This is a genomic window from Streptomyces sp. NPDC045287, assembly GCF_056432325.1.
This window is the reverse complement of the sequence record NZ_JBWKJG010000006.1, coordinates 132,510-145,377: the sequence shown is the minus strand read 5'-3', so window position 1 is coordinate 145,377 and position 12,868 is coordinate 132,510. Positions and strand designations below refer to the sequence as shown.

Sequence of the window (12,868 nt, the reverse complement as noted above, 5' to 3'; positions counted from 1 at the left end):
AAGCGCCCGCCCGGGGGCCCGGCGCGCGGCACGTTCCGCGCGCCGTGCCGCCACCGCGGCGCGGAGCATGTCCCGTCCGGACCGACGGCTAGACCCCGCCGGCTCCCCGGCGCCGCTCGGCCTCCTCCGGCGGGACCAACGTGATGTCCAGCGGGTCGTCGGACGGAACAGTGATCATGGCACCCTCGGGGACGAGGATGGTGCAACTGGCGCCAGGACAGCGCCGCTCGTAACCACCCCTCTCCGGCGCCAGGCCGAGGACGTCGCGGATGCTCCACTCCTTCCGCTCCTCCATCGGCAGATCCAGAGGGGTACCGCATATTTCGATCGAGAAGGTTTCCGTACCCATGGTGTGTCACCTGTTCAGCAACTGAAGGGAGGTGGGACCGCCGTGGGCGGTCCCGCGGCCGCCCGGCGGCAGGGCACCGGCGGCACCGGGCGAGGCCCGTGCCGCGCCACCGCGGACGTCACCGGGCCGCGGCCCGCCCCGGCCCCCACCGGCGACGGTCCGCCGGCGAACCTGCCGGGTGGGGCGCGAAACCGCACGGGAGTACTGGGCGGCGCTTTCGGCGGGGTGTTTTCGCTGCTATCACCATTTCCGCGGGCTGCGACGCCGCCGAGGACGGAGGTCGCGACGACAGCGGAGCCAGAAGCGGTCCCGACGCCCCCTGACCTTCGCTTCCGGTCGCTCCTGCCCCCTGCGTCCAGCATGCGCCCCAGCCGGACGCGGCGCAATGTCGCGCGTGCGGCGGCGGACGGCACCGAGGGCCGGGGGGCGTACCCCGAACGGCCGCGCCCGGCACGCCGACCGCCGCCGCGAGGCACCCCTCGCCGACCCGGCGCCGCGTGCGGCCCGGCGCGGAGGAGCGATCCACCGACCCCACCGGCCCCGCCGACCCCGCCGTCCCCGCCGACCCCGGCGATCCCGCGGCGCACCTGAACGCGCCGGCCGCGGCCCGCTGCCCCCACCCCCGAGGCACCGCGTCCCCACCCCCGAAGTACCGCGCGCCCACCCCGAGGTACCGCTCCCTCCCTCCCCGCCCCGAGGTGCCGCCGTCATTACCCCCGGGGTAATCGACCGGGCGCGTCCCGCCCGGCAGGGTGGGTCGCACCGGACACCGGGCCGGGGCCCCGACGCCGGGGAGCACCCCGCCCGACGTCCGGTCCCCGCACCGCCCGTGACCCCGTACGAACCTCGATGGAGGGTGATCCGCCATGTCCCAGGCCCTGCTCGCCGGCCTTTCCCGCACCACCGAGCCGCAGGTCATGCTGCGCCGCTTCCTCGCCCTCGACGCGGTCGTCACCGGGGCGAACGGCCTCGCCTACGTCGCCGCGCCGGGGCCGCTCGGGCGGCTGTTCGGCGTCGACGCCACGCTGCTGCTCGCCCTGGGCGCCTTCCTCGTCGTGTACGCCGCCGCCGTCGCCGGGGTCGCCTCCCGGCGGCGGCCGTCCACCGCGGCCGTCACGGCGGTCGTCGACGCCAACGCGCTGTGGGCCGTGCTCAGCGTCGTCGCGCTCGTCGCCTGGCTGGAGCCCAGCACCGCCGGAGCCGTGTGGATCCCGGCGCAGGCCGTGACCGTCGCCGGGTTCGCCGCACTGCAGTGGACGTCCCTGCGCGCCCGCGGCACGGGCCGCTGACCCGTCAGCCGGGCAGCGGCAGGGAGCGGAGGAACGCGGCGGTCTCCGCGTCGGCCGGGAGGAACGTCTCGATGGCCAACTCGGCGACCGTCACGTCCATCGGCGTGTTGAACGTCGAGATCGACGACACGAACGACAGCACCCGCCCGGCCACCTCGATCCGCAGCGGCAGCGCGAAGTACGGGTACGGCTCCGGATCCTCCCGGTCACCGGCCGCCGCGTCACCGGGGCCGGCGGCCACCGGGTACGCGGCGACCTCCTCGTACAGCCTCCGCAGCCGCTCGGACCGTTCGAGGGCGATCTGCCGCTCCATCTGGGCCAGCAGGTGCCCGCGCCACTCCCGCAGGTTGTGGATCCTCGGCGCCAGGCCCTCCGGGTGCAGGGTGATCCGCATCGCGTTGGGCTGCTCCAGCAGGTGCCCGGGCAGCCCGTCCAGCAGCAGCCCCGCCCCCCGGTTCGCCGCCAGCACCGCGTACGACCCGTCCACGACGACCGCCGGGTACGGGTCGTACCCCGACAGCAGCCGGTCGATGCCCTCGCGCAGCGGGCCCAGTTCCGGGCCGTCCAGCGCCGATTCGGTGTACTTCGGCGCGTAACCGGCCGCCAGCAGCAGGGCGTTGCGCTCCCGCACGGGCACGTCCAGGTGCTCGGCGAGGCGCAGGACCATCTCCTCGCTCGGCCGCGACCGGCCCGTCTCGACGAACGAGATGTGCCGGGCCGACGAGTCGGCGCGCAATGCCAGTTCCAGTTGGCTCAGCCGCCGCCGCTCCCTCCACTCCCGCAGCAGAGCCCCCACACCCGTGACCGTCGCGACAGTTGTCATACCGCAGACGGTAGCCCAGCCGGTCGTGTTGACCACGGGCGGCGGGTGCCGGGACCGTAAGGTCGGGAACGTCGCCGCCGTCACCGGCACGAACCGGAAGGAGCACGGGACATGCCCACCGAACCGCTGTCGCAGAAGGAGATCGAGGACCGGCTGCGCGAACTGCCCGGCTGGTCCCTCGCCGGCGACCGCCTCGCCCGTACGTACTGCCTCGCCACGCACTTCGCGGCGGCCGCGATGGTCGTCCACGTCGCCCGCGTGCAGGACGAGCTGAACCACCACTCCGACCTGACCCTCGGCTACGACACGGTCGCCCTGGCGGTGAACACCCACGACGCGGGCGGCGCCGTCACGGACCGGGACTTCGAACTGGCGTCACGGGTCGACGCGATCGCCTCGGCACACGGCGCCTCCTGACACCCCGTACGGCCGGGTGCCGTTCCCGGTGGGCGATGGGTCGTGCGGCCGGGTGCCGTTCCCGGTGGGGCGATCGGCCGTACGGGAGCCTCCGCGCCACTTCCCGGAGGCGCGACCGGCCGTGCGGGGGCCGCCGCGCCACGGGTCCCGGCGCGGACGCGGCCCTCGCGGCGTCGCGGGCCCGCCCCGTGCGGCGACCGGCCAGAGGGCGGGGCGGACCGCGCGCCGGGCGGGGACACGACGGCGCCTCCCCGCTCGGCGCCGCGCTCGGTGCCGCGTGCGGGCCCGCCCGGGCGGCGGCCCGCGGGGATGCCGCTCCGCGTACGCCTCGACGTTGCCGGACCGGCACGGTTTCTCGCGGCGGGCGCCGGCGACGCGCACGCTGTCCCCATGACTCACGACCACACGCACATGGACTGGAACGCGATGCTGCCGCTGCTGGAGCGCGGCGCCGAGTTGCGCACCCCGCTGTACCGGCAGGCCGCGTCCTGGCTCACCGACCTGTTGCCGGTGGGCGCCGCCCGGCGGATCCTCGACGTCGGCAGCGGCCCCGGCGTGCTGTCCGGCCTCCTCGCCGAGGCGTTCCCGTACGCGGAGGTCGTCGCCGTCGACGCGACGCCCGAACTGCTGGAGCGCGCCCGGGAGCGCACCGCCGGACTGGGCGGCCGGGTCACCACACGACTGGCCGAACTACCCGCCGACATGGACGAGTTGGGCGAGGCGGACCTCGTCTGGGCGGGGGAGTCCGTCCACCACATCGGTGACCAGCGGGGCGCCCTGGAGGGCCTCGCCCGCCGCCTGCGCCCGGGCGGGGTGATCGCCCTGGTGGAGGGCGGACTGCCGCCGCGGCACCTGCCCCGCGACATCGGCGTCGGCCGCCCCGGCCTGGAGGCCCGCATCGAGGCCGTGTCCGCCGACTGGTTCAGCGAGATGCGGGCCGCGCTGCCCGGCAGCCGCGAGGAGACGGAGGACTGGTCGGCGCTGCTCGCCGCCGCCGGGCTCGTCCCGACCGGGACGCGCACCTTCCTGCTGGACATCCCCGCGCCCGTGCCGGCCGCCGTGCGCGAGCACATCGTCACGGTGTTCACCCGCACCCGCACCGGCCTCGACGACCGGCTCTCCGACGAGGACCGGGCCGCCCTGGGCCGGCTCCTCGACCCGGAGGACCCCGCGGGCCTCCACCGGCGCCCCGACGTGTACCTCCTCACGGCCCGCACGGTGCACACCGCCCGCCGCGCCTCCTGACGGACGCCCGCCCGGGCGGCCCCCGCCGCCGTCCGCCCGGGCCCGTCCGGCGGGACGAGCCGCGTGACGGACGGGCCCGCGACCCCCGCCGACCTGCTGCCGCCCTGCTGGAGAGGGATCGGGCCGGAGGCCGTGCACGGCGGCATCGGCGCCCGGGAGCCGTACGGGGCGGACGAGGCGGGCCTGCCGTCCGCCCCGGCCGCCCACGGGCGGCGGGCCGCCACCACGCACGGGCCGACCGTCGCGTACGGCCCCTTTCTCGCCGTCGCTGCCGTCCCCGTCTCCGGTGTCCCGCCCGGAGCCGTGCGGACCGTGCCGACCGCCGGGCCGTCCGCCCGCGGTGCGTCCGCCGCCCGGCGGGGTGCCCGACCGGCCGTGACCGGGCGGGCGCGGCGCGGCGGGACCGCGCCCGGGTGCCGCGCCCGGCCGCCGTGCCGCGTCCGGCGTCAGCGGTACAGCGCCTCGATCTCCGCCGCGTACACCGTCTCGATCGCGCGCCGCTTCAGCTTCAGCGACGGGGTCAGCAGGCCGTGCTCCTCGCTGAACGGGTGCGCCAGGATGCGGAAGGTGCGGATCGACTCGGCGTGCGACACGAGCGTGTTGGCGGCGACGACCGCGCGGCGGATCTCCTTCTCCAGCGCCGGGTCGCGGACGAGTTCGGCCGACCGCAGCGGTCCCCGGCCCTGCATCGCGAGCCAGTGGTCGACCGCCTCCTGGTCGAGGGTGACCAGCGCCGCGATGTACGGCCGGTCGTTGCCGACCACGACGCACTGCGCGACCAGCGGATGGGACCGCACGCGGTCCTCCAGGGCGAGCGGCGCGACGCTCTTGCCGCTGGTCGTCACCAGGATCTCCTTCTTCCGCCCGGTGATGGTCAGGTAGCCGTCCTCGTCGAGCGCCCCCAGGTCCCCGGTGGCGAGCCACCCGTCGCGCAGCACCGCCTCGCCGGCGGCCGGGTCGTTGAGGTACCCGCAGAAGACGTGCGGGCCGCGCAACCACACCTCCCCGTCCTCCGCGATCCGCACCGACGTGCCCGGAACGGGCCGCCCGACCGTGCCGTACCTGGTCCGCTCCGGCGGGTTGGCGGTCGCCGCCGACGACGTCTCCGTCAGCCCGTACCCCTCGTACACGGTCACGCCCGCGCCCGCGAAGAACAGGCCCATCCGCCGGTCCATCGCCGAGCCGCCCGACATGGCGTGCCGGACGCGCCCGCCGAACGCCTCGCGCACCTTCCCGTACACGGCCTTCTCGAAGAACTGGTGCCGCACCCGCAGCGCCGCCGAAGGGCCCGGGCCCAGGCCGAAGTCCCGGTCCTCCTGCGCCTCCGCGTAGCGCACGGCCACCTCGACCGCCCGGTCGAAGACACCGCTCCTCCCCTCGGCCTCCGCGCGCCGCCGCGCCGCGTCGAAGACCTTCTCGAAGACGTACGGCACCGCGAGCACGAACGTCGGCCGGAACGCCGCCAGGTCGGGCAGCAGCGCGCCCGCCGACAGCAGCGGCTGGTGGCCCAGCTTCACCCGGCCCCGCACCGCCGCGATCTCCACCATGCGGCCGAAGACGTGGGCGAGCGGCAGGAACAGCAGCGTCGACGCCTTCTCGCCGGGGCGGGAGCGGAACACCGGCTCCCAGCGCCGTAGGAGCGTGTCCGTCTCGAACATGAAGTTCCCGTGCGTCAGCACGCACCCCTTGGGGCGCCCGGTCGTCCCGGACGTGTAGATGACGGTGGCGACGGACTCCGGGGTGACCGCGCGCCGGTGCCGGTGCACCACCTCGTCGTCGATCCGCGCCCCCGCCCGGACGAGTTCGTCGACCGCCCCGGTGTCGAGCTGCCACAGCCGCTTCAGGTGCGGGAGGCGGTCCACGACCGAACCGACCGTCATCGCGTGGTCCTCGTGCTCGACGACGCACGCGCTGACACCCGCGTCGTGCAGCATCCAGTGCACCTGGTCGGCGGAGGACGTCGGGTACACCGGCACGGGCTGCGCGCCCACGGTCCACAGCGCGAAGTCGAACAGCGTCCACTCGTAACGGGTACGGGACATGATCGCGACCCGGTCGCCGAACCGCACGCCCTGCGCGAGCAGCCCCTTCGCGAGGGCCAGCACCTCGTCCCGGAACCGCCGCGACGTGACGTCACCCCACGCCCCGGACGCGTCCTTCCGGCCCAGGGCGACCCGGTCGGGATCGCTCGCGGCGTGGTCGAACACGACGTCGGCCAGCCCGCCGACCAGCGGAGCCGCCGCCAGCGGCGGGACCGTCAACTCGCGCAATGGCCTGCTCCTTGTGGCGCTCAGCACAGCGGAGAGTGACGGTACCGGACGGAGAGTTGGCGCGGGAGGGTCTTCATAAAGTCCGGACAAATGTCATTGTCACTGGTCAGACCGGTGAGCGCGTGGTCACGGGGGCGGGGGACCGCCCACTACTGACCGGAGAGTCAGGAACGGGAGCGGGAATCTCCACCGAATCTGTACGCGCCGGTCACAGGGGAGGATGGCCGGGAAGCGCCGGTGGCGGGACGCCCCGGCCGTCCGCCGGGCGGGGCAGGAGGCCGGAGCGCCCCGCAGGCCCGGAACCACCGCCACCACGAGCCCCCGCCCGCACCACGAGCCCCTCACGCCCCCGCACCACCGGCACCACGAACTCTCCTACGCCCCGCACCACTGGCACCACGGGCCTCCCGCGTCCCCGCCCCACCGACCCCACCGAGAGGACACCCTCGCTCCACCCCCGCCCCACCGTGAGCGCACCTCCGTACCACGGCGGCACCGGACCCGCCGGTCCCCGTGCCCGGTGTCCCCGCCGCCCGGTCACCGATCCCCTTCACGCCCCCTCGTGCACGGCCCGCCTCACGCGCGGTGACGTACCGGCGGCCGGCCACGCGGGCCCGTTCCCCCGCCCCGCCGGGATCGTGCCCATCCCGCTGCGGACCGGCGCGAACCCGCCCTGACGTGCCAAGATCACGGCGGCTACGGTGAGGGCCATGCCCGCACCCGCGATCCCCGCCCCGGCCGCCGCGCACGGCCCCCGACCGGCCCGTCCCCTCTCCCGCCCGGGCGGTGCGCGATGACGCGCGGGTGGATACGCCCCGGGGCGGCCCGGCCCTGTTCGCTCGTCGTCTGCCGGGGCTGCTGCTGCGGCGACGCGCGCAAGAACCCCGGTACCGATCACGCGGGCCAGTTGGAGCGGCTGCGGCAGGCCGCGGCGGCGTCCGGCGGGAGGCTGGCCGTCCGTACGAGCGACTGCCTGGGCCCGTGCGGCCAGGCCAACGTCGTGGTCGTCCAGCCCTCCACCGAGGCCCGGCGCCGCGGCGCCCGCGCCGCGTGGATCGGCTGGGCACTGGACGACGACTGCCTGGACGACATCCTCGCCTGGGTCGAGGCGGGCGGCCCGGGCCTGGCGGAACCCCCGGCGACGCTCACGCTGCAGATGATCGAACCGCCGTCGCAGGCCCGCGGCCGGGCCCGCTGACACGGAGGCGGGAGCCCGCGGGCCGGGCGGCGGTGGCCCCCTCACCCCTCCCGCAGCGGGGCGCCGTCCGCGCCGAGGACCCGGTGCTCCCCGGCGTACACGTTCATCGACCCGCCCCGCAGGAACCCGACCAGCGTCAGCCCGGTCTCGGCGGCCAGGTCCACGGCCAGCGACGACGGCGCGGAGACCGCCGCCAGCACCGGCACCCCCGCCATCACGGCCTTCTGCGCCAGCTCGAACGACGCCCGCCCCGACACCATCAGCACCGTCCCGCCCAGCGGCAGCCGCCCCTCCCGCAGGGCCCGCCCGACCACCTTGTCGACGGCGTTGTGCCGCCCCACGTCCTCCCGTACGTCGAGCAGCTCGCCCGACGCGGAGAACAGCGCCGCCGCGTGCAGCCCGCCGGTCCGCTCGAACACCTGCTGCGCGGCGCGCAACCGGTCGGGCAGGGCGGCCAGCACGTCCACCCCGACCCGCACCGGCGGGCCGTCGGCCGGCGCGAACCGGGTGGTGGTGCGCACCGCGTCCAGGCTCGCCTTGCCGCACAGTCCGCACGAGGAGGTCGTGTAGACGTTCCGCTCCAGAGTGATGTCGGGCAGGGGCACGCCCGGCGCGAGCCGCACGTCGACGACGTTGTACGTGTTGCCGCCGTCGTCGCGGGCGCCCGCGCAGTACGCGATGTTCCGCACCTCCTCCGCCGCGCCGAGGACGCCCTCGCTGACGAGGAACCCGGCGGCGAGCGCGAAGTCGTCGCCGGGCGTGCGCATGGTGACGGCGAGGGCCTTGCCGTTCAGCCGTATCTCCAGCGGCTCCTCGGCGACGAGCGTGTCGGGCCGGGCGGACACGGCCCCGTCCCGGACCCGGATGACGCGCCGCCGCTCCGTGACCCGTCCCATGTCTCCCCGTCCCCTCGCCGTGGTGGCCGTACCGCTTCCGAAGACCATTGTCGTCCACGGCGCGCCCGGTGGGCCGGCCGGCGGCGATGTGGCGGACCCTCCAAGTGGCGGGCGCGAATGCTGTGGGATCACGCGACGGGTTACCGGTGGGTCGCTGACCAGACTGGGGGCTCCTGGTCATCACCAACCATCCAGCCGAGGGGGTCCCGGGCATGACGGGCACTCGTATCGCCGCGCTCGGGCATCACCAGCCCGCCAAGGTGCTCACCAACGACGACCTGGCCGCGCTGGTCGACACCGACGACGAGTGGATCCGCAGCCGCGTCGGCATCCGCACCCGCCACGTCGCCGGACCGGACGAGCCGGTCGACGAGATGGCCGCCCACGCCGCCGCGAAGGCCCTCGCCTCCGCCGGCCTGGCGCCCGCGGACATCGACCTGGTCCTCGTCGCCACGTCCACCGCGATCGACCGCTCCCCGAACACCGCCGCCCGCGTCGCCGCCCGCCTCGGCATGGCCTCCCCGGCCACGATGGACCTGAACGTCGTGTGCGCCGGCTTCACCCACGCCCTGGCCACCGCCGACCACGCCGTACGGGCGGGCTCGGCGCGGCGCGCCCTGGTCATCGGCGCGGACAAGATGACCGAGGTCACCGACTGGACGGACCGCACGACCTGCGTCCTGGTCGGTGACGGCGCCGGCGCGGCGGTCGTGGAGGCCGCTCCGGACGGCGTCCCCGGCATCAGCCCGGTCGTGTGGGGCTCCGTCCCCGAGATGGGCCACGCGGTCCGCATCGAGGGCACCCCGCCCCGCTTCGCCCAGGAGGGCCAGACCGTCTACCGCTGGGCCACCACCCAGCTCCCGCCCATCGCCCGCCGCGTCTGCGAGCGCGCCGGCGTCACCCCGCAGGACCTGGCGGCGGTCGTCCTCCACCAGGCGAACCTCCGCATCATCGAACCCGTCGCCCAGCGCATCGGCGCGGTCAACGCGGTCGTCGCCCGCGACGTCACGGAATCCGGCAACACGTCGGCCGCGTCCATCCCGATGGCCCTGTCGAAGCTCGTGGCCCGCGGCGACATCCCCTCCGGCTCCCCGGCCCTCCTCTTCGGCTTCGGCGGCAACCTGTCGTACGCGGGCCAGGTGGTCCGCACCCCGTAAGACCACCCTTCACGCTGCGTAACGCCTCCGCAGCGCCCCGGACACCCCGCCTGACCACGGGATATGAGGGTGAAGGGCACGTCGAACCCCTGGTAGAGTTATCCATGTCGCCGCGGGGAACACCCCGGAGCGACAGACACCTTGTCCGGGTGGCGGAATGGCAGACGCGCTAGCTTGAGGTGCTAGTGCCCTTTATCGGGCGTGGGGGTTCAAGTCCCCCCTCGGACACCAGCAGAGACCCCAGTTGATCTGGGGTTTTTCTGTTTCTCCGGCTGCGGCGTGACCAACAGCCCAGAGAGTTCCCAGGTCAGACCAGGGATGACAGGCCGAGCCTGTTGGCTCCGGAGGCGGCGAGCTTCCGGACTCCGTTCTTCCTGCTGTGGCCGTAGCGGGCCATGGTGTAGCCCGGCGAGTGGTGCCGGACGTTGTCCGGTGCTTCGTACACCGCAGGATCGAACAGGGCATCGTGGTGTGCTCCCCTCATCAGGTGTGGACGGTCGGGCAGGCAAGGTCCGGTGCGACACGGTTCGGGGAGCACGTCACCAGAGCTGCGGACAGAAACGCGGGCCTCTCCAGGTAGAAGCCGTGGGACACGTCTCCACCCCAACCCAACCGTTCGGCAGCGCAGTGCACCAGTAGCGCCAGCCGCGTACTGTCGCGGTCCAACTCGGAGGCGAACCGGGGCGCGTATTCCGCCAGTCGTTGCCCAAGCCATTCCGCCGCTTCCTTCGGCTCCTCCCAGGTGCCGCGCACCAACTTCGCGGGCTTGACCAGCCAGTGCGCCGTTTCCAGCGGCGGTAGGTCCACGGTCGGGAACTCCGTCTTCACCTCCTTGTACCGCGCGATCAGCTCCGGCTTATCGGCCGGAGGAGGATCAGGATGCGGAGGCCGCCTCCGTGCCTCGTCATCGAACCGTTGCTTGGGGCCGGTCCACAGGTAGCCGTGGTGGTGCAACTGTCGTCCCGTTCAGTGCAGGAAGAAGAGGAGCGCCCACCGGCCCTGCCTCCGAGAGGCAAGGCCGAGGGCGCCAGGAATGCCCGTCAGGCAGACAGGCCGAAGCGGGCCGGGTCGATACCGGCCGCGTCCAGTTCCTCGGTGGTGAAGCGCAACGGCTCCGCACCGGGCCGCTTGCTGTCGCCCAACGCCCACGCGTCGGGGCCGATCTTCGCCAGCGTGGCGCAAGATTCGCCATCGGGATGTGTGTTGCCCCTGCACGCCTTCAGGAACTTGGCGTCGTCGATGGGCAGGCTGTACAGGTCGGTTCCGGGCATGGATGTGCCTTCCTGTGAGGTCAGTAACGGGGCAGGCTCAGAACTGGTACTGATCCGGCTTCGACACGTACACGACACCCGGGGCAAGGGCCGTTGCGCTCTCCCGAAACAGCTCGTGCAGCATCGACCGGGAGTTCTCGCACAGCGCCTTGGCCAGATTGTCAGCCAGCAAAGCGGCCTCAGACGGGAGCAGGACCATTTCCGTGTCTGCCATGTGCCGATCGTTCTTCGTCAACCACATGGGCACGCGAATGTTCCCCTCACCATCCCGGTACGCCTGACGGCTCGGCATGGGGTCCGTCCGCCAACCCTGCGGGGCCTTCTGGCCCTGGTTCTTCGGTCTGGTCGGCATGGGTACATCCTCGGACCGCAGGCGAGGGACCTCTAGACTTATTCGCGTTGTCGGGTAAAGATCATGAGCGGAAGCAGCGAGCCCATTCGGACAGTCGTTCTCTGGCTTCCTCGCCGAAGACGGCGTATCCCTCGTAGACGGCGAACTCATTCAGGTACGCCGAGACGTCGCGATGGTCGCGGAACACCATTGCCCCGGTGGAAGTCTCCACGGTCGCTATCCGAGAGTCGTAGACCATGAATGTGTTGAGTGGAGCATTCGGCATGTGCCCACCCAGGGGAATTACGCCCAGGTGCACGTTCGGTAGGAGACTGACGGATGCGAGTCGGTCAATCTGCATAGCCATTGCTGACGCAGGAAGGTAAGGCCACCTAGCGGCCTGCTCGGTCAGAATGAACGTGAAGCGTTTCGACGTGTCGTGCAGGACAGCCTGCCGTTCGAGCTTCTTCCCGATGGCTTTGCTGTGGTCGCCAGGGACGGCGGCAAGGCTCGCCCTCACGTATTCGGGTGTGGCCAGTAGGCCCGTGACCATGGACAGTAGGAAGTACCGGAACTCGGTCGATGACTGCTCGAAGCCTGCTAGCTCGTTCTGCTTCTTCTCCAGGCCCGTGCGGCGCTGCGCCCACACGTCTTGCCACTCGGTGTTAGCTGTGCGCGCAAGAGCAGACATCCGCGCCACTATGTCGGCCGGAGCTTCCAGCGCTCTAAGGACTAGCTCAACGTCGACAAGGGACGGGGTTAGCTTCCCGCCCTCAATGTTGCTGATCTTTGTCTGAGACATGTTCGTACGCTTAGCGAGCCAGACCTGAGTGCGTCCGGCTCGCTTGCGTAGTGACTTCAGTGTCTCCGCCAGGTCAGCTTTCGACTGACCCAGCTCTTGCGGTTCAAACGTCAAGGCCCTTCACGTACTCCTCGAAGGGCACTGACTCGGCCAATGCGATTCGCTGGTATTCCACGTAGAGGCTTACGTTGCCCTCGAATACTTCCCGGCTGATCTGTGTTCCGTCCGGCTCATAGTTCATGAGGACGACCTCTTGCCGGTCGAACATCCAGAAGTCTTGGACGCCGGCCAAAGGGTTTGGCCGGTCGGTGACATCCATAATTCGAATGTCCTCACCGGCCCACGCGTGTGGCAGGTAGTACATGAACTCATAGCGGAGATAGTCCGACAGCGGGCGCGTCACGATATGCACCCGCCCTTTGCTCTTACCTTCGCGCCGTACCCGCTTTAGATCCTCGGTGTACTCATTCGAGTGCGTCTGAGGGTCGATGCGTTCCCCGGCCTTAAAGGCCCGGATCTCCTCCGCTTCCTGCGGGACGTTGTAGGCGGGCAAGGTCTCCAGCCGCCATGCCTCGCTCTGGAAGTCGCGGAACTTGGCTGCCCACGCTTCACCATCCAAGAGCACGGAATGCCTCCCTGAGAACGTGCTCGGGAATCTCCACCAGGCCCTCACCGCTGGGCGGCGTGAAGACGTCGGACACGTCACCCTGGACGATGATGGAGCCGCGTTCAGTCCGGTACAGGTTGGGGCAGTCGTTCTGGTTGCACTCGGGGCCGTCAACCTTGCCCGTTAAGCGGGTCAGTTCCTCACGAGCCATGG

The 12,868-nt window shown here is 72.6% G+C and carries 16 protein-coding genes and 1 tRNA gene; 6 read left to right on the top strand and 11 right to left on the bottom strand.

The window, feature by feature from the left end:
- Window positions 1–88: 88 nt before the first annotated feature.
- Window positions 89–295, bottom strand: a complete 207-nt coding sequence (locus AC07D6_RS12670; RefSeq protein ID WP_479043765.1) for a hypothetical protein — start codon at window positions 293–295, stop codon at window positions 89–91.
- 920 nt (window positions 296–1,215) lie between these two features.
- On the opposite strand from AC07D6_RS12670, the gene AC07D6_RS12665 reads away from it, so the two are divergent.
- Window positions 1,216–1,638, top strand: coding sequence for a hypothetical protein (locus tag AC07D6_RS12665; RefSeq protein WP_315881098.1), 423 nt, complete (start codon window positions 1,216–1,218; stop codon window positions 1,636–1,638).
- 4 nt (window positions 1,639–1,642) lie between these two features.
- On the opposite strand, the gene AC07D6_RS12660 is transcribed toward AC07D6_RS12665, so the two are convergent.
- Window positions 1,643–2,461, bottom strand: a complete 819-nt coding sequence (locus AC07D6_RS12660; RefSeq protein ID WP_479043762.1) for a helix-turn-helix domain-containing protein — start codon at window positions 2,459–2,461, stop codon at window positions 1,643–1,645.
- A 111-nt stretch (window positions 2,462–2,572) separates the two neighbouring features.
- On the opposite strand from AC07D6_RS12660, the gene AC07D6_RS12655 reads away from it, so the two are divergent.
- Together AC07D6_RS12655 and AC07D6_RS12650 are read left to right on the top strand one after the other, a co-directional pair.
- On the top strand, window positions 2,573–2,878 hold the full coding sequence (locus AC07D6_RS12655) for a 4a-hydroxytetrahydrobiopterin dehydratase (protein WP_479043759.1): 306 nt from the start codon (window positions 2,573–2,575) through the stop codon (window positions 2,876–2,878).
- A gap of 390 nt (window positions 2,879–3,268) precedes the next feature.
- Window positions 3,269–4,123, top strand: a complete 855-nt coding sequence (locus AC07D6_RS12650; RefSeq protein ID WP_479043757.1) for a class I SAM-dependent methyltransferase — start codon at window positions 3,269–3,271, stop codon at window positions 4,121–4,123.
- 446 nt (window positions 4,124–4,569) lie between these two features.
- Here the strand turns inward: AC07D6_RS12650 and AC07D6_RS12645 are convergent, their stop codons facing one another.
- Complete coding sequence (locus AC07D6_RS12645) at window positions 4,570–6,393, bottom strand: AMP-dependent synthetase/ligase (protein ID WP_479043755.1); 1,824 nt, start codon at window positions 6,391–6,393, stop codon at window positions 4,570–4,572.
- A 793-nt stretch (window positions 6,394–7,186) separates the two neighbouring features.
- On the opposite strand from AC07D6_RS12645, the gene AC07D6_RS12640 reads away from it, so the two are divergent.
- Complete coding sequence (locus AC07D6_RS12640) at window positions 7,187–7,591, top strand: (2Fe-2S) ferredoxin domain-containing protein (RefSeq protein WP_315881093.1); 405 nt, start codon at window positions 7,187–7,189, stop codon at window positions 7,589–7,591.
- A 41-nt stretch (window positions 7,592–7,632) separates the two neighbouring features.
- Here the strand turns inward: AC07D6_RS12640 and fdhD are convergent, their stop codons facing one another.
- Complete coding sequence (gene fdhD / locus AC07D6_RS12635) at window positions 7,633–8,487, bottom strand: formate dehydrogenase accessory sulfurtransferase FdhD (RefSeq protein ID WP_479043752.1); 855 nt, start codon at window positions 8,485–8,487, stop codon at window positions 7,633–7,635.
- A gap of 212 nt (window positions 8,488–8,699) precedes the next feature.
- On the opposite strand from fdhD, the gene AC07D6_RS12630 reads away from it, so the two are divergent.
- Together AC07D6_RS12630 and AC07D6_RS12625 are read left to right on the top strand one after the other, a co-directional pair.
- Window positions 8,700–9,644: a beta-ketoacyl-ACP synthase III gene (locus tag AC07D6_RS12630; RefSeq protein ID WP_315881091.1), complete on the top strand. Its 945-nt coding sequence runs from the start codon at window positions 8,700–8,702 to the stop codon at window positions 9,642–9,644.
- 143 nt (window positions 9,645–9,787) lie between these two features.
- Window positions 9,788–9,875: transfer RNA gene (locus AC07D6_RS12625), tRNA-Leu, on the top strand.
- 76 nt (window positions 9,876–9,951) lie between these two features.
- Here AC07D6_RS12625 and AC07D6_RS12620 read toward each other — a convergent pair.
- The 7 genes from AC07D6_RS12620 to AC07D6_RS12590 all read right to left on the bottom strand — a co-directional run bounded on the left by AC07D6_RS12620 (window position 9,952) and on the right by AC07D6_RS12590 (window position 12,866).
- Entirely contained in the window at window positions 9,952–10,089 is a 138-nt protein-coding gene (locus AC07D6_RS12620; protein WP_479043748.1) for a hypothetical protein, read from the bottom strand.
- A gap of 38 nt (window positions 10,090–10,127) precedes the next feature.
- A complete protein-coding gene (locus AC07D6_RS12615; protein ID WP_479043746.1) occupies window positions 10,128–10,598 on the bottom strand; it encodes a hypothetical protein in 471 nt (156 codons plus the stop codon).
- 86 nt (window positions 10,599–10,684) lie between these two features.
- Window positions 10,685–10,915, bottom strand: a complete 231-nt coding sequence (locus AC07D6_RS12610) for a DUF397 domain-containing protein (RefSeq protein WP_479043744.1) — start codon at window positions 10,913–10,915, stop codon at window positions 10,685–10,687.
- Window positions 10,916–10,952: 37 nt separating this feature from the next.
- Window positions 10,953–11,267: a hypothetical protein gene (locus AC07D6_RS12605; protein WP_479043742.1), complete on the bottom strand. Its 315-nt coding sequence runs from the start codon at window positions 11,265–11,267 to the stop codon at window positions 10,953–10,955.
- 61 nt (window positions 11,268–11,328) lie between these two features.
- Entirely contained in the window at window positions 11,329–12,162 is an 834-nt protein-coding gene (locus tag AC07D6_RS12600) for a helix-turn-helix domain-containing protein (protein WP_479043739.1), read from the bottom strand.
- Complete coding sequence (locus AC07D6_RS12595; RefSeq protein WP_479043735.1) at window positions 12,152–12,673, bottom strand: DUF6879 family protein; 522 nt, start codon at window positions 12,671–12,673, stop codon at window positions 12,152–12,154. The genes AC07D6_RS12600 and AC07D6_RS12595 overlap by 11 nt, the downstream gene beginning before the upstream one ends.
- Complete coding sequence (locus tag AC07D6_RS12590) at window positions 12,657–12,866, bottom strand: hypothetical protein (protein WP_479043732.1); 210 nt, start codon at window positions 12,864–12,866, stop codon at window positions 12,657–12,659. The genes AC07D6_RS12595 and AC07D6_RS12590 overlap by 17 nt, the downstream gene beginning before the upstream one ends.
- Between the last annotated feature and the right edge of the window lie 2 nt (window positions 12,867–12,868).

What these genes read in the sequence shown, in the direction of transcription:
- AC07D6_RS12660 (WP_479043762.1), bottom strand. Translation starts at nt 2,461, where the DNA reads ATGACAACTGTCGCGACGGTCACGGGTGTGGGGGCTCTGCTGCGGGAG.
- AC07D6_RS12630 (WP_315881091.1), top strand. Translation starts at nt 8,700, where the DNA reads ATGACGGGCACTCGTATCGCCGCGCTCGGGCATCACCAGCCCGCCAAG.
- AC07D6_RS12665 (WP_315881098.1), top strand. Translation starts at nt 1,216, where the DNA reads ATGTCCCAGGCCCTGCTCGCCGGCCTTTCCCGCACCACCGAGCCGCAG.
- AC07D6_RS12605 (WP_479043742.1), bottom strand. Translation starts at nt 11,267, where the DNA reads ATGCCGACCAGACCGAAGAACCAGGGCCAGAAGGCCCCGCAGGGTTGG.
- AC07D6_RS12590 (WP_479043732.1), bottom strand. Translation starts at nt 12,866, where the DNA reads ATGGCTCGTGAGGAACTGACCCGCTTAACGGGCAAGGTTGACGGCCCC.
- AC07D6_RS12670 (WP_479043765.1), bottom strand. Translation starts at nt 295, where the DNA reads ATGGAGGAGCGGAAGGAGTGGAGCATCCGCGACGTCCTCGGCCTGGCG.
- AC07D6_RS12650 (WP_479043757.1), top strand. Translation starts at nt 3,269, where the DNA reads ATGACTCACGACCACACGCACATGGACTGGAACGCGATGCTGCCGCTG.
- AC07D6_RS12640 (WP_315881093.1), top strand. Translation starts at nt 7,187, where the DNA reads ATGACGCGCGGGTGGATACGCCCCGGGGCGGCCCGGCCCTGTTCGCTC.
- fdhD (WP_479043752.1), bottom strand. Translation starts at nt 8,487, where the DNA reads ATGGGACGGGTCACGGAGCGGCGGCGCGTCATCCGGGTCCGGGACGGG.
- AC07D6_RS12655 (WP_479043759.1), top strand. Translation starts at nt 2,573, where the DNA reads ATGCCCACCGAACCGCTGTCGCAGAAGGAGATCGAGGACCGGCTGCGC.
- AC07D6_RS12610 (WP_479043744.1), bottom strand. Translation starts at nt 10,915, where the DNA reads ATGCCCGGAACCGACCTGTACAGCCTGCCCATCGACGACGCCAAGTTC.